This window comes from Hydrogenophaga sp. LT287, assembly GCF_055702805.1.
On record NZ_JBVPZC010000003.1, the window covers coordinates 126,178 to 147,161 of the forward strand.

22 protein-coding genes are annotated in these 20,984 nt (G+C 64.9%); 13 read left to right on the top strand and 9 right to left on the bottom strand.

Going from position 1 to position 20,984, the window contains the following annotated elements:
- Window positions 1–40: 40 nt before the first annotated feature.
- The 3 genes from AC0GNR_RS04130 to AC0GNR_RS04140 all read right to left on the bottom strand — a co-directional run bounded on the left by AC0GNR_RS04130 (window position 41) and on the right by AC0GNR_RS04140 (window position 2,182).
- Window positions 41–289 carry a DUF3297 family protein gene (locus AC0GNR_RS04130; RefSeq protein WP_439115415.1) on the bottom strand — a complete coding sequence of 83 codons (249 nt, stop codon included), beginning with the start codon at window positions 287–289 and terminating at the stop codon, window positions 41–43.
- 125 nt (window positions 290–414) lie between these two features.
- Complete coding sequence (locus AC0GNR_RS04135) at window positions 415–1,128, bottom strand: YebC/PmpR family DNA-binding transcriptional regulator (protein WP_472899737.1); 714 nt, start codon at window positions 1,126–1,128, stop codon at window positions 415–417.
- 88 nt (window positions 1,129–1,216) lie between these two features.
- Window positions 1,217–2,182: a LysR family transcriptional regulator gene (locus AC0GNR_RS04140; protein ID WP_472899738.1), complete on the bottom strand. Its 966-nt coding sequence runs from the start codon at window positions 2,180–2,182 to the stop codon at window positions 1,217–1,219.
- 73 nt (window positions 2,183–2,255) lie between these two features.
- Between AC0GNR_RS04140 and AC0GNR_RS04145 the strand changes: the two genes are divergently transcribed.
- Window positions 2,256–2,855, top strand: a complete 600-nt coding sequence (locus AC0GNR_RS04145; protein ID WP_472899739.1) for an FMN-dependent NADH-azoreductase — start codon at window positions 2,256–2,258, stop codon at window positions 2,853–2,855.
- A gap of 37 nt (window positions 2,856–2,892) precedes the next feature.
- Window positions 2,893–3,777: a pirin family protein gene (locus AC0GNR_RS04150; protein ID WP_472899740.1), complete on the top strand. Its 885-nt coding sequence runs from the start codon at window positions 2,893–2,895 to the stop codon at window positions 3,775–3,777.
- Between the two features lie 12 nt (window positions 3,778–3,789).
- Here AC0GNR_RS04150 and AC0GNR_RS04155 read toward each other — a convergent pair whose 3' ends face one another.
- Together AC0GNR_RS04155 and aroC are read right to left on the bottom strand one after the other, a co-directional pair.
- Window positions 3,790–4,959 carry an MFS transporter gene (locus AC0GNR_RS04155; protein ID WP_472899741.1) on the bottom strand — a complete coding sequence of 390 codons (1,170 nt, stop codon included), beginning with the start codon at window positions 4,957–4,959 and terminating at the stop codon, window positions 3,790–3,792.
- A gap of 123 nt (window positions 4,960–5,082) precedes the next feature.
- Window positions 5,083–6,183, bottom strand: coding sequence for a chorismate synthase (gene aroC, locus AC0GNR_RS04160; protein WP_472899742.1), 1,101 nt, complete (start codon window positions 6,181–6,183; stop codon window positions 5,083–5,085).
- A 176-nt stretch (window positions 6,184–6,359) separates the two neighbouring features.
- Between aroC and AC0GNR_RS04165 the strand changes: the two genes are divergently transcribed.
- A complete protein-coding gene (locus AC0GNR_RS04165) occupies window positions 6,360–6,788 on the top strand; it encodes a cupin domain-containing protein (protein WP_472899743.1) in 429 nt (142 codons plus the stop codon).
- Window positions 6,789–6,915: 127 nt separating this feature from the next.
- Here AC0GNR_RS04165 and AC0GNR_RS04170 read toward each other — a convergent pair whose 3' ends face one another.
- Window positions 6,916–7,572 (bottom strand): glutathione S-transferase, encoded by a 657-nt coding sequence (locus AC0GNR_RS04170; RefSeq protein ID WP_472899744.1) that lies wholly within the window; start codon window positions 7,570–7,572, stop codon window positions 6,916–6,918.
- A gap of 137 nt (window positions 7,573–7,709) precedes the next feature.
- Between AC0GNR_RS04170 and AC0GNR_RS04175 the strand changes: the two genes are divergently transcribed.
- Complete coding sequence (locus tag AC0GNR_RS04175; RefSeq protein ID WP_472899745.1) at window positions 7,710–8,924, top strand: polyhydroxyalkanoate depolymerase; 1,215 nt, start codon at window positions 7,710–7,712, stop codon at window positions 8,922–8,924.
- Window positions 8,925–9,086: 162 nt separating this feature from the next.
- On the opposite strand, the gene AC0GNR_RS04180 is transcribed toward AC0GNR_RS04175, so the two are convergent.
- Window positions 9,087–9,554: a CBS domain-containing protein gene (locus AC0GNR_RS04180; RefSeq protein ID WP_472899746.1), complete on the bottom strand. Its 468-nt coding sequence runs from the start codon at window positions 9,552–9,554 to the stop codon at window positions 9,087–9,089.
- Window positions 9,555–9,683: 129 nt separating this feature from the next.
- Here AC0GNR_RS04180 and AC0GNR_RS04185 point away from each other — a divergent pair, with 129 nt between their 5' ends.
- The 3 genes from AC0GNR_RS04185 (at window position 9,684) to AC0GNR_RS04195 (ending at window position 12,144) form a co-directional block, all read left to right on the top strand.
- On the top strand, window positions 9,684–10,988 hold the full coding sequence (locus tag AC0GNR_RS04185) for an O-acetylhomoserine aminocarboxypropyltransferase (RefSeq protein ID WP_472899747.1): 1,305 nt from the start codon (window positions 9,684–9,686) through the stop codon (window positions 10,986–10,988).
- A 74-nt stretch (window positions 10,989–11,062) separates the two neighbouring features.
- Window positions 11,063–11,881: an alpha/beta fold hydrolase gene (locus tag AC0GNR_RS04190; RefSeq protein WP_472899748.1), complete on the top strand. Its 819-nt coding sequence runs from the start codon at window positions 11,063–11,065 to the stop codon at window positions 11,879–11,881.
- Window positions 11,878–12,144 carry a TIGR03643 family protein gene (locus AC0GNR_RS04195; protein WP_472899749.1) on the top strand — a complete coding sequence of 89 codons (267 nt, stop codon included), beginning with the start codon at window positions 11,878–11,880 and terminating at the stop codon, window positions 12,142–12,144. The genes AC0GNR_RS04190 and AC0GNR_RS04195 overlap by 4 nt, the downstream gene beginning before the upstream one ends.
- A gap of 1 nt (window position 12,145) precedes the next feature.
- Here AC0GNR_RS04195 and AC0GNR_RS04200 read toward each other — a convergent pair whose 3' ends face one another.
- Window positions 12,146–13,240 (bottom strand): Stealth CR1 domain-containing protein, encoded by a 1,095-nt coding sequence (locus AC0GNR_RS04200; RefSeq protein ID WP_472899750.1) that lies wholly within the window; start codon window positions 13,238–13,240, stop codon window positions 12,146–12,148.
- Between the two features lie 211 nt (window positions 13,241–13,451).
- On the opposite strand from AC0GNR_RS04200, the gene AC0GNR_RS04205 reads away from it, so the two are divergent.
- On the top strand, window positions 13,452–14,750 hold the full coding sequence (locus AC0GNR_RS04205; RefSeq protein WP_472899751.1) for a cytochrome P450: 1,299 nt from the start codon (window positions 13,452–13,454) through the stop codon (window positions 14,748–14,750).
- A 6-nt stretch (window positions 14,751–14,756) separates the two neighbouring features.
- Here AC0GNR_RS04205 and AC0GNR_RS04210 read toward each other — a convergent pair whose 3' ends face one another.
- On the bottom strand, window positions 14,757–16,043 hold the full coding sequence (locus AC0GNR_RS04210; RefSeq protein ID WP_472899752.1) for a YihY family inner membrane protein: 1,287 nt from the start codon (window positions 16,041–16,043) through the stop codon (window positions 14,757–14,759).
- Window positions 16,044–16,090: 47 nt separating this feature from the next.
- Between AC0GNR_RS04210 and AC0GNR_RS04215 the strand changes: the two genes are divergently transcribed.
- The 5 genes from AC0GNR_RS04215 (at window position 16,091) to AC0GNR_RS04235 (ending at window position 20,982) form a co-directional block, all read left to right on the top strand.
- On the top strand, window positions 16,091–16,588 hold the full coding sequence (locus AC0GNR_RS04215) for a DUF2069 domain-containing protein (protein WP_472899753.1): 498 nt from the start codon (window positions 16,091–16,093) through the stop codon (window positions 16,586–16,588).
- Entirely contained in the window at window positions 16,585–18,012 is a 1,428-nt protein-coding gene (locus tag AC0GNR_RS04220; protein ID WP_472899754.1) for an FAD-binding oxidoreductase, read from the top strand. The genes AC0GNR_RS04215 and AC0GNR_RS04220 overlap by 4 nt, the downstream gene beginning before the upstream one ends.
- Window positions 18,009–18,947: a transglycosylase SLT domain-containing protein gene (locus AC0GNR_RS04225; RefSeq protein WP_472899755.1), complete on the top strand. Its 939-nt coding sequence runs from the start codon at window positions 18,009–18,011 to the stop codon at window positions 18,945–18,947. The genes AC0GNR_RS04220 and AC0GNR_RS04225 overlap by 4 nt, the downstream gene beginning before the upstream one ends.
- An 85-nt stretch (window positions 18,948–19,032) precedes the next feature.
- Window positions 19,033–19,878: a thymidylate synthase gene (locus AC0GNR_RS04230; RefSeq protein ID WP_472899756.1), complete on the top strand. Its 846-nt coding sequence runs from the start codon at window positions 19,033–19,035 to the stop codon at window positions 19,876–19,878.
- Window positions 19,879–20,094: 216 nt separating this feature from the next.
- On the top strand, window positions 20,095–20,982 hold the full coding sequence (locus AC0GNR_RS04235) for a DMT family transporter (RefSeq protein WP_472899757.1): 888 nt from the start codon (window positions 20,095–20,097) through the stop codon (window positions 20,980–20,982).
- Window positions 20,983–20,984 lie beyond the last annotated feature (2 nt).

The following is a 20,984-nucleotide window of genomic DNA, read 5'->3' on the forward strand; positions in this document are numbered from 1 at the left end:
TCCCGTGGTAACTGGTGACGTCTGTCGGAGCGTCGTTTGCTTACTTGTAAAACACCTCGACCTTGCCCTTGATCTTCATCAGCAGCGGCTGGCCCTTGCGGTCCACCGTTTTGCCGGCGGGCACTTTTACCCAGCCTTCGCTGATGCAGTATTCGGCCACATCAAAGCGCTCGCGGTCGTTCAGGCGAATGCCAATGTCGTGCTCAAACACAGCGGCCACATGGTGCGGGCTGCGCGGGTCGATAGAAAGGTGGTCGGGCAGCGCTGGGGCTTGGGTCGCGTCGGTCATGAAAAAGCATTCACAGAATAGGAAGGAGCGGTGATTTTCCCGGATTTGGCCGGGCCTGCACGGCGCTGGGGCGACAAAGCGTGAAGCATCCCGCTTATCACCCTCGCAGAAGCACCCGGTAAGGCTCAGCCACCCAGGCCAGCAAACACGTTTTGCACGTCTTCGTTCGCGTCGAGCGCCGCCAGAAAGCTTTCCACCTCGTCCAGCTGTTCGGGGCTCAGGCTGCCGGGGTCGATCGGGTTCTTGGGCTTGTAGCCCAGCTTGGCCGACAGCACGGTAAAGCCCTGCGCAGGCAGCGCGCGGCTGACCAGGTCCAGATCGGTCGGGTCGGTCATGAACACGGTCACGCCGTCTTCGTCGCCCACGTCGAAGTCTTGTGCCCCGGCTTCAATGGCGGCCATTTCGGGGTCGGCGCCCGGTTGGGCGGGTTCGGCCTCGATGATGCCCACATGGTCAAAGTCCCAAGACACCGAGCCGCTGGTGCCCTGCTGACCCTTGCGAAACAGCACGCGCATGTCCGACGCGGCGCGGTTCACGTTGTCGGTCAGGCACTCGATCATCACCGGCACGCGGTGCGGTGCGAAGCCTTCGTAAATGACGTGTTCAAAATGCACCGCCTCGCCAGTGAGCCCGGCGCCCTTCTTGATGGCCCGGTCCAGCGTTTCTTTGGGCATGGACACCTTGCGCGCCTGCTCCACCACCAGACGCAAGCGCGAGTTGGCGGCCGGGTCAGCGCCGTGGCGCGCAGCGATCATGATGTCTTTGGCCAGCTTGCCAAACAGCCGCCCTTTGGCGTTGGCCGCCAGATCTTTGTGTTTTGCTTTCCACTGCGCGCCCATGGGTATTCCTTGTGTTGTGGCTGACCAGAGCACGCAAGTTTAGTGGAGCCCGACCGGACGACCTGCGAACCGCGGCGCCGTCTGGCGCTCAGGTTTGCTCAGTGGCAAACGACAGGCTGCGTCCGCCCAGCGCCTGCTGCAGCATGTCCACAAACGCCCGCGTCTTGGCCGGCATGAGTTTGCGCCCCGGGTACACCGCCCAGGCGGTACTGCTGGGCAGGTGCCAACCGGGCAAAACACGCCGCAAAACGCCCCCGCGCACAGCCCTTTGGGCAAACCCGTCTGGCAGCGCCGCAATACCGGCACCCGCGCTGGCCAGGCGCATCAGCATCTCAGGCGAATTCGCACTCAGCCTGCCCACGGGCACCGCGTCCCAGCGCTGCCCACCCTGCACCAGCGTCCAGCCGGCGGCCTCGCCGCTGCCACGCATCAGGCGCACGGCCGCGTGGCGCGCCAGGTCGTCGGGGCTCTGCGGGTCGCCGTGTTCGGCCAGGTAGTCGGGCGAGGCATACAAGCCGTGGGTAAACACCGCCAGCTTGCTGGCCACCAGCAGCGCGTCGTCAGGCAGATCGCCCATGCGGATGGCCACATCGAAACCCTCGCCCAGCAAGTCCACCCGCCGGGGCGACAGGTCCAGCTCCAGCGAAATGGCGGGGTGCAGCGCCATGAAGGCGGCCAGGCTGTCCACCAGCAGCAGGTTGGCAAAGTCGCTGGGCATGGACACGCGCAGCCGCCCGCTCGGCGCCGCCTGGCGCTGCTCGCGCAGCACGGCCACGGCGTCCATTTCGGCCACCACCTGGCGCGCATGCTCCAGCAGTTGCAGACCAAATTCGGTGACGGTTTGGCGCCGCGTGGTGCGCAGCAGCAGGCGCTCGCCCATGCGCTGTTCCAGCGCTGCCAAGCGGCGCGATACGGTGGATTTGGGCAAGCCCAGGCGCTCGGCCGCGCGGCTGAAGCTGCCCAGCTCGGCCACGCGGGCAAAGATCAGCAAATCGTTGGGGTCCACCCCGTATTCAGCGCTTGATTGTTCCACCATAGCAACAATCATATCCATTTCAAGGGATTTTCAAGACGATTGATCCACCTTAAAGTCAACGCATCGAACAACGCTTTTCAAGGAAAACACCATGAACATCCTGCAAATCAACGCCAGTGCCCGCCGCGAAGGCGCCAACTCCACCAAAGTGGCCAACAGCGTGGTCGAGCGCCTGAAAGCGGCCAACCCCGCCGCCACGCTCACCCTGCGCGACCTGGCCGTGACGCCACACCCGGTGCTGGACGAAGCCGCCCTGGGCGCCCTGTTCACTCCGGCCGATCAGCGCAGCCCCGAGCAAGCTGCCCGCGTGGCGCTGGACGACGCGCTGATTGCCGAAATCCAGTCGCACGACACGATCGTGCTGGGCGTGCCCATGTACAACTTTGGCGTGCCGGTGCAGTTCAAGGCCTGGATCGACGCCATTGCCCGCGCCGGCACCACCTTCCGCTACACCGCCACCGGCCCCGAAGGCCTGCTGACGGGCAAGACGGTGTACGTGGCCCTGGCCCGGGGCGGCCTGTACCGCGACACGCCCAACGATTCGCAGGTGCCTTACCTCAAGGCTGTGTTGGGCTTCCTGGGCATGACCGACGTGCGCTTCATCTACGCCGAAGGCCTGGCCATGGGCCCGGAAGGGGCGGCCAAGGGCTTTGCCCAGGCCGAAGCCGACCTGGAAGCGGCCCTCACTTGATTTGACACGCCCCGCCCCGTTTCACCAGGAGACTGCCATGACCACCACCCTCACCGCACCCAGCGTCCAGCAACCACGCCGCGTGGAGCGCCTGATCGCGGGTCAAGCCACGTCGGACGGCGCGGGCGTGAAGCTCACCCGCGTGCTCACGCAAGACTTGCAGCGCCGGCTCGACCCATTTTTGATGCTCGACGCCTTTGGCAGCGACAACCCGGACGACTACATCGCCGGGTTCCCGGACCACCCGCACCGCGGCTTTGAGACCATCACCTACATGATCGCGGGCCGCATGTTGCACCGCGACAGCGCGGGCAACGAGGGTCTGCTGGAAAACGGTGGTGTGCAGTGGATGACCGCCGGCAAAGGTGTGATCCATTCAGAGATACCGCAGCAGGAAGAAGGCGTGATGGAAGGCTTTCAGCTCTGGCTGAACCTGCCCGGGCGCGACAAGATGAACGCGCCCTGGTACCGCGATTTCAAGAACGCCGAGCTGCCGCAGTTCACCACGCCCGAGGGCGTGGCCGTGACCGTGATCGCCGGTGAGAGCCACGGTGTGGGCGGTGCCGTGACCCGTGACGCCACCGCGCCGGTTTACCTGGACCTGCACCTGCCGGCAGGCACTGCGTTCGCCCAATCTTTGCCGGCCGGGCACAACGCTTTTGTGTATGTGTACCGGGGTGAAGTCACCATTGGTGGCCAGCGCGTGCCGGCGCAGCGCATGGCCCTGCTGGCCAACGAGCCCGGTGCCGATGGCGTGGTGATGGAAGGCACCAGCGACGCCAAGGCGCTGCTGATCGCCGGTTGCCCGTTGAACGAACCGATCGCGCAATACGGCCCGTTCGTGATGAACGCCAAAGACGAGATTTACCAGGCGCTGAACGACTTCCGCGATGGGCGCCTGGGTGAGGAAACTCGGGCTTGAAAGCCTGACGACTCAGCCCCTGGGGTGCTCCAGCCGGCGCAGGCGCAGAGCACACCCCATGGCAACGAGGGCGCAAGCGCTGGCCAGCCAGAACACGCTGGCCAGCCCCAAGGCGGACGACAGCAGCCCACCACCCAAGCCACCCAGGACCCCGGGCAGACCATAGCCCACCACGGTGTAGAGCGCCTGCCCGCGCCCGCGCAAGCGGCCCGGGAAGTGGTGCGACAGCAGCGCAATGCACACCGTGTGGTGCGCCGCAAAGGTGATGGCGTGCAGCGCCTGCGCCAGCAGCAACAGCGGCAACACCATGGGCAAAGCGGCGGTCAGGCCCATGCGCAACGCCATCAGTGCAGCCGCCAGCACCAGCCAGCCGGTGAGCGAGAGCAAGGGCAGCCAGCGCCCCTGAAAGAAAAACCAGCCAATCTCGATCACCACCGACAAAGCCCACAGCAGGCCAATCACCGTCTTGCTGTAGCCCAGGCTGTCCAGATACAGCGAGAAAAACACGTAAATGAAGATGTGCGCCAGCACATGAAAAAACACGGCGGCGAAAAACCAGCGCACCGCCGGCAGGCGCAACACCGGCCACATATTGGGGTGCGCGTCTTCGTGGTGAGCGGTTTCTTTGAAGTCGGGCAGCAGCCACACGCTGACCACCACCGCCGCCAGCGTCACCAGCGTCCAGGCGGGGAAATGCCCCATGCCAAAGCGCTCAAACCACCAGCCGGCGCTGACCACCGTGATCAGAAAACCCAGCGAACCCCAGAGCCGCACGCGGCCATAGCGTTTGGCGTCAAACGCGCCACCCTGGCTCACCAGGTGCGCCAACGCGGCTTCGCTCATGGGCATCATGGCGCTGGTGTGGGTGAACATGAGCAGCAACACCACAAACAGCGCCACGCCGCCGAGCGGAAACCACAGGCCCATGGACAGAAGCAGCGCCACCGTAGCCCCAAAACGCAACAGCTTCACGCGCTCGCCGGTGCGGTCGCTCAGCATGCCCCAACCGTAGGGCGCAAACAGGCGGGTGGCCGACTGCACCGACGTGAGGACCGCAATGGCGATCAGGCTGAATCCCAGCTCTTTCAGCCACAGCGGCAGGTAGGGGTTGAAAAACCCGATGTGCGCGAAATAGCTGGCTGAGAGCGCCGCAAACGGGAACAGTTGTCTGCGCTGGCTCACCGCGCGCCCCGTTCGGGCTGAGCCTGATTTCCCGATCGTCCTGAACCTGTCGAAGAAAGCCCTCGCAAGCCCTTCGACAGGCTCAGGGCGAACGGGAGTGACGGGTGCACGAAAGACTTGAAATCAACGGCGAGAAGCTGCGGCGATGTCAGGCGTCTCGACCTTGACATCACCACACTGCGCGCGGTGGCGCAGCGCGTGGTCCATCACCACCAGCGCCAGCAGCGCTTCCATGATGGGCGCTGCGCGGATACCCACACACGGGTCGTGCCGGCCCTTGGTGATGACTTCGGTGGGTTGTCCGTCCACGTCAATGCTGTGGCGCGGCACCAAAATGGAGCTGGTGGGTTTGATGGCCACGGACACGTCCAGGTCTTGCCCGGTGCTGATGCCGCCGAGCACACCCCCGGCGTTGTTGCCCACAAAGCCTTCGGGCGTGAGCGAATCACCGTGCGTGCTGCCGCGCTGCGCCACACTGGCGAAACCGGCGCCAATTTCCACACCCTTCACCGCGTTCAATCCCATCATGGCGTAGGCAATGTCGGCATCGAGCTTGTCGTACAGCGGCTGACCCAGGCCCACCGGCATGTTTTTGGCCACCACGCGCAGGCGAGCACCACACGAGTCACCGCTCTTGCGCAGCGCACCCATGAAGTCTTCCAGCGCTGAAACGTCGGCCACTGGCGCAAAAAACGGGTTGTTGGGCACATGGTCCCAGCTCTCAAAGCCAATGGCCACATCACCAATTTGCGTCATGCAGGCGTGAAAGGTGGTGCCGTAGCGCTCTTTCAGCCACTTCTTGGCCACCGCGCCGGCCGCCACGGTGGGCGCCGTGAGGCGGGCCGAGCTGCGACCACCGCCGCGCGGGTCGCGGATGCCAAACTTTTGCCAGTAGGTGTAGTCGGCATGGCCGGGCCGGAAAGTCTGCAGGATGTTGCCGTAGTCTTTGCTGCGCTGGTCGGTGTTGCGAATCAGCAGCGCAATAGGCGTGCCGGTCGTCTGGCCTTGGTACACACCGCTCAAAATTTCCACCGCATCGGGCTCGTTGCGCTGGGTGACGAATTTGCTGGTGCCGGGACGGCGGCGGTCCAGGTCCAGCTGGATGTCGGCCTCGGTCAGCGCCATGCCGGGCGGACAGCCGTCGATCACGCAGCCAATGGCCGGGCCGTGGGATTCACCAAAGTTGGTGACGCAAAACAGGGTGCCGAAGGTGTTGCCGCTCATAGTGGGCTGGATTATCCCAGAGGGCCGACGTGGTGCTGCACCGCCCAGTCTGGTGCGTCCCAGCGCAGCTTTCGGTGCATGCGGGCGCTCGAACAGCTGCAAAGGCCAATGGAACGCTTCATGCTTTGTGCTGCATTGCAACAATTTGATTGCACCCACCGCCCAAGGAGCGCCCCATGCTGGACCGAACCACCACCCTGTTCTCCCATGTCAAACCCGGTGAAACCGAATTTGTGCGCGGCGGCCTGCGCGACTTTTTTCTCTACCGCGACCTGGGCGTGGCGGCAGCCACGCACGGTAAGGTGGTGGCGCACCTGGTGAAGGCCAACCTGCCGCCCGACGGTGGCACGGGCTGGCACATCCACGAGGCCGACTTCCAGATCGTGATCATGACCAAAGGCTGGGCCAAGTTCATGTACGAAGACCAGGTGACGCTGGTAGAAGCCGGCGACGTGGTGCACCAGCGCCCGGGCATTCGCCACTACCTGTTTGACTACTCGCCCGACATGGAATACCTGGAAATCGTGTCGCCGGCAGACTTCAAATCGGTGCAGGTCGACCCGGTCTGTGAAATCCCGAAGCCCACACCCTGGACCGAGCCGTGAGAGCGACCAAGACATGGCGCCTTTCCGGCGCGAAGTACCCCAGTCCAGAGGTGCCGCGGAACTGGCTCTGCCAGGCCGCAGGCACCGCCCCCTTGAGGGGGTCACGCGCAGCGCGGTAGGGGGTGGGTCAAAATTCTGCCTCAAGCTCGTCAATTTCGTCGGGTTCCGCCTGTGCCGCCGCCACCCATTCTTTCATCGCAGGCAGGGCCATGATGGCGTCGCAGTAGGCCACGCATTCGGCATCCAGCGGTACGTCGTAGGTGATGAAGCGGGTGACCACCGGCGCAAACATCGCGTCGGCGATGCAGGGCTTGGCGCCGAACAGGAACGGGCCGCCGTACTTGGCCAGACACTCCTGCCAGATGATTTCAACCCGGTCGATGTCGGTGCGTGCCCGCGACCAGAGTTTGAAGCCGGGAAAGTGGGCCTTGATATTCATGGGCAGCGACGAGCGCATGGCGCTGAAGCCCGAATGCATTTCGCCGCAAATGGCGCGGCAGTGGGCACGGGCAGCGCGGTCGGCCGGCAGCAGCCCGGCTTTGGGCTTGATCTCGTTCAAATACTCGCCGATGGCCAGCGTGTCCCACACGTGCACGCCGTCGTGCTCCAGCGAGGGCACGCGCATGGAGGCCGACAGCAGCAGCATTTCGGCCTTCATGGCCGGGTCGTCGGGCGAAATGGTGTTTTCGGTGAACTCCAGCTTGGCCAGTTTGGCCATGAGCCAGCCGCGCAGAGCCCACGCGCCATAATTTTTGCTGCTGATCGTGAGAACCGCCTTGGCCATTAACATGCTCCTTTTGAAGCGGTACCACGAGCAATCCCTGTGCCACCTTTGTGCATGCCGAACGCACCAGCCGGGTGCAACCCGCGCTGGCCCATTACTTGCCTGCACAACAGCATCCCAACAGAGGAAAGAGCGCAATGCTGTACCAGGCCTACCAACTTCAGTCCGACCTGGCCTCGCCGCTGCGGCTGGCGGCCCAGCACCTCAGCGCCTCGCTCTGGCTCCAGCAAACCGAGCGCACCCTGCTGCGCAAAGTGGCGGCTGCGTGCGATGTGCTGTCGCGCCTGCACCTCACCCATTCGCGCCCGCCTTACAACATCCATTCGGCCACGGTGGACGGCCGCGAAGTCCCGGTGGTGGAAGAAACCGTGCTCACGCTGCCGTTTGGCACCCTGCTGCGCTTTCGCAAAACCGATACCGACCTGCCGCCCCAACCCAAGGTGCTGTTGGTGGCGCCGCTTTCAGGCCACTTTGCCACCCTGCTGCGCGAAACCGCGCGCACGCTGTTGCAAGACCACGAGGTGTTCATCACCGATTGGCACAACGCGCGCGATGTGTCGCTGCTGCACGGCGGGTTCAGCCTGGACGACTACATCAGCTACATGATCGCGTTCACCGAAGCGGTGGGCGAAGGCAGCCACCTGGTGGCGGTGTGCCAGCCTTGCGTGGCCGCGCTCGCCGCCACGGCCATCATGGCCGAAGACGACAACCCGGCCCAACCGCGCAGCCTCACACTGATGGCCGGCCCGGTGGACTGCCGCGTGAACCCCACGGAAGTGAACCGGCTGGCGGTGAGCAAGCCCATCGCGTGGTTTGAGAAGAACCTCATCAGCCATGTGCCGCTGCCCCACACCGGGTTCATGCGCCGGGTGTACCCCGGTTTTGTGCAGCTCTCGGCCTTCATCAGCATGAACCCGGAGCGGCACAAGCAGTCGTTTCGGCACATCTACGACCACCTGGACCACGGCCGGGTGGAGGAAGCCGCCACCATTCAGGACTTTTACGAGGAATACCTGGCGGTCAACGATTTGCCGGCCGAGTTCTACCTGGAAACGGTGGAAAAAGTGTTTCAAACCTACGACCTGCCCCGCGGCGTGCTGCAGTACAAAGGCCGCACCGTCAACCCCGCAGCCATCCGCCGCACAGCGCTCATGACGGTGGAGGGCGAGCGCGACGACATTTGCGCCGTGGGCCAGACGGTAGCTGCGCAGGACCTGTGCCCCAGCGTGCGGCCCTATCTGAAAACACACCATGTGCAAACCGGCGTGGGGCATTACGGCGTGTTCAGCGGGCGTCGCTGGAACCAGCAGATTTACCCGCGGGTGCGGGACATGATCCACAGCTCGATGTAACCCCCCGCGCCGCGCTGCGCGCGTCACTCCCCTGCTGGGGGCAACACCAGCGGTTTGGCAGAGCCAGCCCCGCGGTTTCCGGGGTTGTGGACGTTTCACGCAAACGGCGCTGCCATGCAAAACACCCCGGCTGGCGGGGCGTTTTGCGTGGCGCCGGTGGGTTTACTTGGCGGCTTCGACGGGGGCAGCGCCCTCTTCCTCGGGCCAATCGCGGATGTAGGCTTTGAGCATCTTGTTTTCAAAGTTCTGGCTGTCCACCACGGCTTTGGCAACGTCGTAAAAGCTGATCACACCCATGAGCATGCGGTTGTCCATGACGGGCATGTAGCGGGTGTGGCGCTCCAGCATCATGGGGCGCACCTCGTCCAGCTCGGTCTCTGGTGTGCAGCTCATGGGGTGGTCGTCCATCACGGTGCGCACCGTCTTGCCATTGAGCACACCGCCGTTTTTCGCCAGCGTGTGGATCACCTCGCGAAAGGTCAACATGCCCACCAGTTCCCCGCGGTCCATCACGGCCAGCGAACCAATGTCGTATTCCGACATGGTTTGCACCGCACGGTCCAGCGATTCTTCGGGCTGGCAGGTGTAGAGCGTTCCGCCCTTGACGCGCAAGATGTCACTGACTTTCATGGCTGTTCTCCTCGGAGTTTCGCTGTCTCCAGCTGGGCTGTTGTGGGTGGGAATATAGCCCACAATAAACGGTAAAACCACTGCGCACAACCGGTTTCGGGTGTGACGCTTCAACTCTGGAGACCCTGCATGTCCGATTATTCCGACCCTGGCTTTGACACCCTGGCGCTGCACGCCGGTGCCACGCCCGACGCCACGGGCGCGCGCGCCGTGCCGATCCACCTCACCACATCGTTCGTGTTCGAGTCCAGCGACCACGCCGCCGCCCTGTTCAACCTGGAGCGCGCAGGCCATGTGTACAGCCGCATCAGCAACCCGACCAACGCGGTTTTTGAGCAGCGCATGGCCGCGCTGGAGGGCGGCATTGGCGCCATTTCGGTGGCCAGCGGCCAGGCCGCGCTGCACCTGAGCGTGGCCACGCTCATGGGCGCGGGTTCGCACATCGTCGCCAGCACGGCGCTGTACGGCGGCAGCCAGAACCTGCTGCACTACACGCTGCGCCGCTTCGGCATCGAAACCACGTTTGTGAAGCCGGGCGACATCGATGGCTGGCGTGCCGCCGTGCGGCCCAACACCAAACTGTTTTTCGGCGAAACCGTGGGCAACCCGGGCCTGGACGTGCTGGACATACCAACCGTGGCGCAAATCGCCCACGAGGCCGGCGTGCCCCTACTGGTGGACAGCACGCTGACCACGCCCTACCTGATCAAACCTTTTGAGCACGGCGCCGACCTCGTTTACCACTCGGCCACCAAGTTTCTAAGCGGCCACGGCACCGTGATTGGCGGCGTGGTGGTGGACGGTGGCAGTTTCGACTGGGACAAATCGGGCAAATTCCCCGAGCTGACCGAGCCCTACGACGGTTTCCACGGCATGACCTTCAGCGAAGAAAGCACCGTGGGCGCGTTCCTGCTGCGCGCGCGGCGCGAAGGCCTGCGCGACTTTGGCGCCTGCCTGTCGCCACACAGCGCCTGGCTGATATTGCAAGGCATTGAAACGCTGTCGCTGCGCATGGACCGGCACATGGCCAACACCGAGCGCGTGGTGCAGTTTCTGGCCAGCCACCCGCTGGTGGGACGCGTGGGCCACCCGCTGCTGGACAGCCACCCGAGCCACGCCCTGGCTGAAAAGCTGTTGCGCTTTGGCGCCAAGGGCGCGGGCTCGGTGTTCAGCTTCGACATCAAAGGCTCGCGCGAACAGGGCAAAGCCTTCATTGAAGCGCTGAAAATTTTCAGCCACCTGGCCAACGTGGGCGACTGCCGCTCGCTGGTGATCCACCCGGCCAGCACCACCCATTTCCGCATGGCGGACGAAGCTCTGGCCGGTGCCGGCATTGGCCCGGGCACGATCCGCCTGTCCATCGGGCTGGAGGATGCGGACGATTTGATCGACGACTTGAAGCGCGCGCTGAAAGCGGCGGAAAAAGCGGCCTGATACACAAACACCGTTCGGGCTGAGCCTGTCGAAGCCCTTCGACAAGCTCAGGGCGAACGGAATGGAGACCCAACATGTACCTCACCGTCAACGGCGCAAAAACCTATTGCTACACCGGCGGCAAAGCCTTCGATGCCGCCAAACCCACCGTGGTCTTCATCCACGGCGTGCTGAACGACCACAGCGTCTGGATTTTGCAAAGCCGCTACCTGGCCCACCACGGTTTCAACGTGCTGGCGGTCGACCTGCCAGGCCACTGCAAGAGTGGCGGCGACGCGCCGTCGTCTGTCGAGGAAGCCGCCGATTTCATTGCCGCCATGCTGCACGCCGCGGGTGTGCAAAAGGCCGCACTGGTGGGCCACAGCTGGGGCTCGCTGATCGCGCTGGAAGCGGCGGCGCGCCTGCAAGACCGCGTGAGCCGCCTGGTGCTGGTGGGTACCGCTTACCCCATGAAGGTGTCGCCCGCGCTCATTGAAGCTTCGCTGAACGAGCCCATGAAAGCGCTGAACATGGTGAACGTGTTTTCGCGCAGCACGCTGGCCGCACCGCCCTCGGCGCTGGGGCCGGGCACCTGGGTGTTTGGCGCCGGCATGGCGCTGGGGCGACGGGTGCTGGCGAGCAACACCGCCGTGAACGTGTTCCACCGCGGCTTTGTGGCCTGCGACCGCTACGCGGGCGGTGAAGCCGCCATGGCCAAGCTGCCTTGCCCGGTGCTGTTTTTGCTGGGCGCGCAAGACCAGATGACGCAACCCAAGGCCGCAAAAACCTTGATCACAGCCGCGCAGGCCAGCGGCCAACGGGTGCAAGTGGCGCAGCTGCCGGTGGGCCACCACCAGATGACGGAAGCGCCCGACGCCACCCTGTTTGCCATTCGGGACTTTTTGACGCCATGAGCCACCCGCCGCATGGCCCGCTGAGCCCCGCCGATGTGTCTCGGGTGATTGAAATGGCCTGGGAAGACCGCACCCCGTTTGAAGCCATCGAGCGGCAGTTTGGGCTCAACGAGCCGGCCGTGGTGGCGCTGATGCGGCGCGAGCTGAAGTTGCGCTCGTTCAAAATGTGGCGCGAACGCATGGCCGGCCGCGCCACCAAACACGACAGCCTGCGTCAGCCAGGCGCCCCGCGGCACCGGGCCAGCCACACACGGCAAGCCTGAATCAGGACCCTGAGCGGAGGGAGCGCTGACCGGGCATTTCCGACTGGCGCGATGCGTGTGCCCGGGTGTGCTGCGTGCCTTTGTGCGAGGCGTGCACCACGCCCAGGCTCTGGGTTTCAAACTGCGAAGCTTGCGGAAACAGGCTCTGCAGTGTGGCCTTCACCTGGGCCAGCCTTGGGTCGTGGCCGTGCGCATCGTCCGTGGTGTCGTTGACGCAGAAAAAGTCCAGCTGCCCGCTGGCTTTCACCAAGGCTGCCAGCTGCCCTGCCTGATCGGCATCGCCCGTGGCCACGTACAGGTGGGCGTAGTCCCGAATTTTGGCCACACCATGCGCCAGGGCCCAGCGCAGCACGAAGTCGGACACCAGGGTCGGGTTGTCCCAGGTGCGAAACACGCCGGAACGCACCCGCTCGAACAGCTCAGGCGCCTCGTCTTCCAGCCGAAACAGCAGCGACTTCAACATAGGCCGCGGCGAGTGCGCAAAGGTGCGGGGCGTGTGGCAGTAGTCGGCTCCGCTGAGCGAAGGCAGCGCGTTGAGCCACTGGTCCGACAAGCGGCTGGCGTTTTCCAGCGAATTGTCATCCGGCCGCATGGGGCCTTCCCGCACGTCCGGGTCGTCAGACCAGGCGGCATAAAAACCACCCGGCCAAAACCAGTGATCCAGCCGAACCGGCGCGCCAAAAAACACGTCGTCGTTGAGATAAAAATAGCGCTCGGACAGCCCGGTAATGCGGTGGATGTAGGACTCGATGTTGCCGGAATCGAAAGTGGGCAGGCGGTCGGCGGGTAGCAAATCGCGGTGGCTCACCACGGTGAGGCGGCTGGTATCGCGCAGCCAGGGCGGCGTCTGCTCGTCGGTCACCAGGTACACATGGCCGTGATCGGGGAAAAACCGCTCCAGCGCACGCAAACTGTAGCGCAGCTCCTCGTTGTCCCGAAAACGCCCCTCCACATTGCCGAAGGGTGCCAGCGCCTCGGTTTGGGCGGCGTCCATGCCGAGAGCGGCCCGGTGCCTTTTGGCACGCCAGACAGGGTCGTTGCCGTCTACCCAGAGGTAAACGATATCGATGGAGGGCTCGGCAACTGGGGGAAGCATGACTAGAAAAAACGAAGCGCAAAAGCGAAAAAATGGCAATCGCCATGAAAGGGGCCGGCTTGAGCGAAGCCAAAGCCGGCGCAACGGTTCCCTGGCATTCACAACCGGGGACAAATGGTACGGTGGTTTGGCTGCTTGAGCGTGGCCACGGGTTATCGGCATGGCGCGGTCAAGCCCGCACCCAAGCGGCCAGCGCTGCCAGAATGGCGCCATGCACACAACCATTTCCCCCGAAGCCATCACGCCCGCCATGACCCCGGCACGCGCCCAGGCCATTGCCGCCAACTTTGACCTGCGCGCCCTGCCCGCCGACTTTCTGGCCAACCCCTACCCGGTGTACGCCGCGCTGCGCGCAAGCGAGCCGGTGCGGCGCATGCCCGACGGCTCGTATTTTCTGACCCGCTACACCGACCTGGTGACCGTGTACCGCGACGCAGCCACCTTCAGTTCGGACAAACACGTGGAATTTGCGCCCAAATACGGGGCGGGTTCACCGCTGTTTGAGCACCACACCACCAGCCTGGTGTTCAACGACCCGCCGCTGCACACCCGCGTGCGCAAGCTCATCATGGGCGCGCTCACCCGGCGCGCCATTGCCGACATGGAACCCGGCCTGGTGCAGTTGGTGGACGGTCTGCTCGACCGATTGGCCGAACAAGGCGGTGGCGATCTGATCGAAGACTTTGCCTCGGCCATTCCGGTGGACATCATCGGCAACCTGCTGGGTGTGCCCCACCCCGACCGCGGGCCGCTGCGGGCCTGGTCGCTGGCCATTTTGGGCGCGCTGGAACCGGTGGTGTCGCCCGAGCAGCAAGCGCTGGGCAACCAGAGCGTGACCGACATGCTGGACTACCTGCGCACCCTGGTGGCGGCGCGCCGCCGGCAACCCGGCGACCCCGAGCGCGACGTGTTGACCCGGCTGATTCAGGGCGAGGCCGGCGGTGAACAGCTCAGCGAAGTGGAGCTGCTGCAAAACTGCATTTTTCTGCTGAACGCCGGGCACGAAACCACCACCAACCTGATTGGCAATGGCCTCCTGGCGCTGCAGGAACACCCAGAGGCCCACGCGCAGTTGCAGCAAGCGCTAAAACAGACCGGCGGCGATGCGCTGGCACAAGAGGCCGTGCTGACACGCGCGGTGGACGAGTTTCTGCGCTTCGAGTCGTCCAACCAGCTGGGCAACCGCCGCGCGCTGTGCGCCACCACGGTGGGTGGGGTGGACCTGCCGGCGGGCGCGCTCGTCACCTTGTGTATTGGCGCAGCCAACCGAGACCCGGCGCAATGCCCAAACCCCGAGGCGCTGGACCTCACCCGCGAACCCAACAAACACCTGGCGTTTGGCTTTGGCATTCACCAGTGCGCGGGGTTGAGCCTGGCGCGGCTGGAGGGTCGCGTTGCCATTGGCCGCTTTTTGCAGCGTTTTCCGAACTACCGGCTTACGCAGGCACCGCTGCGGGGTGGCAGGGCCCGGTTTCGCGGGTTTCTGCAGGCGCCGTTCAGCGTCGCCTGAGCCCGCTCAACCCGAGCTGACCGACGGCCCCACCACCTCGGTTGGCACGGCTGTGTCGGCAGGCGGCTCGGCCAGGGCCTGCGCCACGGTGAGCTGGGCGCACCGGCTCTCAAACCAAAAGCGGGCGGTGCTGGCCTGGCGCGCAATCAACAGGCGTTCTACCAGCGGCGCCAGTGGCGTCTGCACCGGATCGATCAGCAGCACATAGCGCTCACCATCTTCATCCAGGCGTCCCAACCAATCCAGTTGCACCAGGGCCGCCACGGGCGCTTCCAGCTGCAAGGCTTCCACCCGCAGCACCTGGGCCAGCGTCTCCAGGCTCATGCCGCGCTGCGCGTCACCCCGCACCCGGCGCAGTTGCTCCAGCACCTCCAGCGCGAGCTGAAAGTTCCAGCCCGGCTGGTCGCCCCGGCGCGCAATGCCCGACAACAGGCTGGGCAAGTAGGCCGCCACCACCGCGCCCAGCAGCACGATCACCCAGGCCACATAAATCCAGACCAGCAAGATCGGCACGGTGGCGAAGGTGCCGTACACGACCGAATACGTGGGCACCTGCGCCAGGTACCAGGCCAGCACCTTTTTGGCCAGCTCCAGGCCGGTGGCCACAAACAAGCCCCCCAGCAGGGCATGGGCCCAGCGCACATGGGTGTTGGGCACGTAGCGGTACAGCGCAGCAATGCCCCCGGTCACCAGCGCCAGCTGCACCGACTCAAGCAAAAAGCGCACGCCACCAGGCAGGTTGGACACCACACCACGCGAAGCCGTGAGCGCATAGGACGTAACGGTGAGGCTACCCGCCAGCAGCAAAGGCCCCAGCGTGAGCAAGGCCCAATACACCAGCACGCGCTGAGTGAGCGAGCGCGATTGGCGCACGCGCCAGATGTCGTTGAGTTTGCGGTCGATGGTCAGGATCAGCGCCAGCGCCGTCACCAGCAGCACCAGGGCACCGGCCCAGCCCATTTGCCCCGCCTTGCCGGCAAACTCGTTCAGGTAACTCAACACCTGTTTGGCAATGTTTTCGGGCACCAGGCTCTGGATCAGCCAGCGCTGCAGCGTGTCTTGCAGGCGCGCAAACATGGGGAATGCGCTGAACACCGCCAGCGCCACCGTGAACAGCGGCACCAGTGAAATGGTGGTGGTAAAGGTGAGGCTGCTGGCGGTGATGCCCAGGCGGTCTTCGCGGAAGCGCTCGCGCAGCGTGAGAGCGGTGTTTTGCCAGGGGAAATTCAGCGTGTCGCGCCACAAAGCCCGCAGAAAGGTCTCCATGGCCCGCAGGCGGTCGTTCAGGGTCATCCCGGTATCATGCCAGTTGCCCATTTCGGGCTGACTATGCACCCGCCATGACCGACGTATCCCCCAACACCACGACGACAGCCCTCCCCGCCAGCCCTCGACCATCGGATGCGGTGAACGGCACCCGTTGGCTGGCCGTGGGCAGCGTTTTGGGACTGATCGTGCTCGGTCTGGCCTGGGAACTCTGGCTGGCGCCGCTGCGCCCGGGTGGCTCGTGGTGGGCCATCAAGGTCCTGCCGCTGGCGCTGCCACTGGCCGGTCTGCTGAAAAACCGCATGTACACCTACCGCTGGGTGAGCTTGCTGGTGTGGCTGTATTTCACCGAGGGCGCGGTGCGCGCCTGGAGCGACAACGGCCTGTCGGCCTGGCTGGCCGGGGTGCAGGTGCTGCTGTGCGTAGCCCTTTTTGTGGCCTGCGCCCTGCACGTGCGCATCCGTTTGCGCGCAGCGGGCACCGAAGCCGTGGCAGCCGACAAGGCCCGACATGCTGCCGAAACCAACGCCGCAGCCGACCCGGTGGCGCCCCAGCCGCCCGCACAAGCATGAACGCCTTGATCAACACCTTGCGCGACACGGTGGGCGCAGCCCATGTGCTCACGCACGAAGACCCCACCAGCGACCTGAGCGCCTGGGAACAAGACTGGCGCAAACGCAGCCAGGGCCGGGCCCTGGCGGTAGTGCGCCCCGGCAACACCGCCGAGGTGGCCGCTGTGGTGCGGGCCTGTGCGGCTGCGGGTACCAGCATCGTGCCGCAAGGGGGCAACACCGGCTTGGTGGTGGGCTCAGTGCCCGACGGCAGCGGCACCCAGGTGGTGCTGAGCCTCACGCGTCTGAATGCCGTCCGCAGCCTTGACGCCGCCAACCTCACCATGACGGTGGAAGCCGGCTGTATTTTGCAAAGCCTGCAGGAAACCGCCGAAAAGGCCGGTTTTTTGTTTCCGCTGTCGCTGGCGGCCGAAGGCAGTTGCACCATTGGCGGCAACCTGGGCACCAACGCGGGCGGCACCCAGGTGGTGCGCTACGGCAATACCCGAGACCTCTGCCTGGGCCTGGAAGTGGTGACGGCGCAGGGCGAGGTGTGGCACGGGCTGAGCGGCCTGCGCAAAGACAACACCGGCTACGACTTGCGCGACCTGTTCATTGGCAGCGAGGGCACGCTGGGCGTCATCACCGCGGCCACCATGAAGCTGTACCCCCTTCCGGCCGCCCAGTTGACCGCGTGGGCTGCCGTCCCGTCGCTGGAAGCCGCGGTGGCCCTGCTCGGCCTGGCGCACCAGCACCTGGGCGCCGGCCTCACAGGCTTTGAAGTCATGGGCCAGTTTGCACTCAGCCTGGTGGACCGCCATTTCAAACAGCTGCGGGTGCCCCTGTGGGACACAACACCCTACTGCGTGCTCCTGGAAAACAGCGACAGCGAGTCCGAAGCGCACGCCCGCGCGCAGTTTGAACGGCTGCTGGAAGCGGCCCTGGAACAAGGCGTGGTGACCGACGCCGTGGTGGCCGAAAGCCTGGCCCAGGCCCACCAGCTCTGGCACATCCGCGAAAGCATCCCCCTGGCCCAGTCTGAAGAGGGCCTGAACATCAAGCACGACATCAGCATCCCGGTGTCGCGGATACCGGCCTTTTGCGCCGAGACCGACGCCCTGCTGCAACGCGAAATTCCCGGCGTGCGGCTGGTCAACTTCGGCCATCTGGGCGATGGCAACCTGCACTACAACGTGCAAGCGCCGGTCGATGGCGACCCAAAGATGTTCCTCCAGACCATGGAAGAACGCGTCAACACCCTGGTGTTTGACGCCGTGGCGCGCTACCATGGATCCATCAGCGCCGAACACGGCGTGGGCAGCCTCAAGGTGGACAAGCTGCCCGACTACAAGGACCCCGTGGCCTTGGGTTTGATGCGGGCCATCAAGATGGCCCTAGACCCCCACAACACCCTGAACCCAGGACGCGTCATTCAGCCGTTATGAACTCTCTGCACCGCTCCCTGTACTGCGTTGCCACGCTGCTGGGCTTGGCACTGCCCACTGCGGCCAGCGCTGACGAGCAGGTGCAAGCCTGGCGCGAGCAAGCGCGGGCTTACGAACACGGCAGTGGCGTGCAGCGCGACATGGGTACCGCGCTAGACCTCTATTGCAAGGCCGCGCTGGCGGGTGACGTGCTGGCGCTCTACCGCATGGGCTGGATCTACACCAATGGGCGCGGCGTGGAGCGCAACGACGCGTTTGCCGCCCACCTCTTTCAGCAGGCCGCCGCGCTGGGCGACGAGGTTTCGCGCAATATGCTGAGCCTGGTCGGCAGCCACACCGCCAAACCGCCCTGCACGGTGCAGGCCGAGGCCGAAGAAGCCCGGCGCCAAGCCGAGGTGCAGGCCGCGGCCGAACTGGCGGCCACCCAAGCCGCCCAGGAAGCAGCGACCAACCGCTACAAGACCCTGATCGACAGTGCGCAGAAAAAGGACATCATGGCCATCGTGCGGCGGCTGGCACCCCAGTACGGCATCCACCCAGGCTTGGCGTTTGCTGTGATCCGGGCCGAATCCAACTTCGACCCGCTGGCGATTTCCGACAAAAACGCCCAGGGCCTCATGCAGCTGATCCCGGAAACCGCCGCCCGCTTCAACGTGCGCCAGCCGCTCGACCCGGAGCAAAACATCCGCGGCGGCCTGGCTTACCTGCGCTGGCTGCTGGCCTACTTCAAAGGCGATGTGCCGCTGGCCGTGGCTGCCTACAACGCCGGGGAAGGTGCGGTCAACCGCTATGGCGGTGTGCCCCCCTTCAAAGAAACCCAAGGCTACCTGCGCCGTATTCAAGAGGTGTTCAGCCTGCCGCAGCACCCGTTTGACCCGCGCATCACGGCACCGTCACCCATGCTGACCAAGCCGCTCACGCCACCGCGGCTCTGAAGGGCTGTTGGCGCTGCCTTCACCCGGTACCACCGGCGCCGATTGCGTCACAATCGGTGGCTTGTTTGAACCGCCTGCAAGCCCCATGACCGACCGCAACACACCGCGCCCCGTTCGCTCCCAATACGAAGATTTCATGCGCCATGTGTTCACCCAGGGCGTGGACAAAGGCGACCGTACCGGCACCGGCACGAAAAGTGTTTTTGGCCACCAGATGCGCTTTGACCTGAACGAAGGCTTCCCGCTGGTGACCACCAAGAAGGTGTTTTTGAAGGCCATCATCGTTGAGCTGCTGTGGTTTTTGCGCGGCGACAGCAACGTGAAATGGCTGCAGGAACGCGGCTGCACCATCTGGGACGAATGGGCCCGTGCCGATGGCAGCCTCGGCCCGGTGTATGGCGTGCAGTGGCGCAGCTGGCCCACGCCCGACGGAGGCCACATCGACCAGATCGCCGACGTCATCCAGACGCTCAAGACCAATCCCGATTCGCGCCGCATCATCGTGAGCGCGTGGAACGTGGCCGAGCTGAGCCAGATGGCGCTCATGCCCTGCCACGCTTTTTTCCAGTTTTATGTGGCTCCGGCCACCGAGCCGGGCGGGCGCGGCAAGCTCAGCTGCCAGCTTTACCAGCGCAGCGCGGACATCTTCCTGGGTGTGCCCTTCAACATAGCCAGCTACGCCCTGCTCACCCACATGGTGGCCCAGCAGTGCGATCTGGATGTGGGCGACTTCATCTGGACCGGTGGCGACTGCCACATTTACAGCAACCACCACGAGCAGGTGGCGCTGCAGCTGAGCCGCGAGCCCTTCGCCTACCCGACGCTCAACATCAAGCGCAGGCCCGATTCGATTTTTGATTACGCGTACGAAGACTTCGAGGTGCTCGGCTACGAGCACCACCCGTCTATCAAGGCACCCGTTGCGATTTAATTTCCTGGTGCGTTGCACCCACCCGGAACGCATGAAGTGTCGCCATCCAGAGGCAACGCCGAGCTGGCTTTGCCAGACGGCCAGTGCGCCTTGCAGGCCGCAGCCTCGCCTGAGTCGAGGCTTCTTCGGGCTGTCCCAGCCTGGGCAGGCAGGCTGGGAGCCGCGGCCCTCAGCCCCCTGGGGGGTGACGCGAAGCGGCGCAGGGGGATCACTTCTGTGATCTCCCGCCGCCAGCTCTGGGCGCTGCTCGCCCTCACGCTCATGTGGGGCGTTAACTGGCCCATGATGAAGCTCTCGCTGCAAGAGCTGTCACCGCTGTATTTCCGCGCCAGCACCATGCTGCTGGGAGCAGCCTGGTTGTTTGTGTACGTGGCCGCCAAGGGCGAGCGCATGTGGCCGGTGGGCCGCGAATGGAAGACCATCGCTTGGCTCGGCCTGCCCAATGTGCTGGGCTGGCACACGCTGTCCATCTTCGGCGTGCAAGAACTGGCCTCGGGCCGGGCCGCCATTCTGGGCTTCACCATGCCCATCTTCACCGTGCTGCTGGGCGCTGCTTTTTTTGGTGAGCGCATCACGCCACGCGTGCGGCTGGCTGTGATCAGTGTCAGCGTGGCCATTGCACTGCTGCTGTGGCACGAGCTGTGGAGCCTGACCGGGCGACCCGCCGGCATTGCCTGGATGCTGGGGGCAGCGGTTTCGTGGGCGCTGGGCACACTCATGTTTCGCCGCGCCCACCTCACCCTCTCGCCCCTGGTGGTCACGGTGTGGATGCTGCTGCTCGGCAGTGCGGTGGTGTGGGTGCTGGCACTCTCGCTGGAGCCGCTGCCCCAGCCCAGCCGCTTTTCGCTGCCCATGTGGCTGAGCCTGGCTTATGGCGTGGTCATCAACTACGGCTTTGCCCAGCTGATCTGGTTTGGCATGGCACGCAATCTGCCGCCGGCCACCAGCGCCATGAGCGTCATGGCCATCCCGCTGGTGGGCACACTCAGCGCCACGCTGATCGTGGGCGAAGTGCCGCACTGGCAAGACTGGCTGGCCATGGGCTTTGTGATGGTGGCCATTGCCAGCGTGCTGCTGCCATCCCGCCAGCGGGCGGCACAATAAGG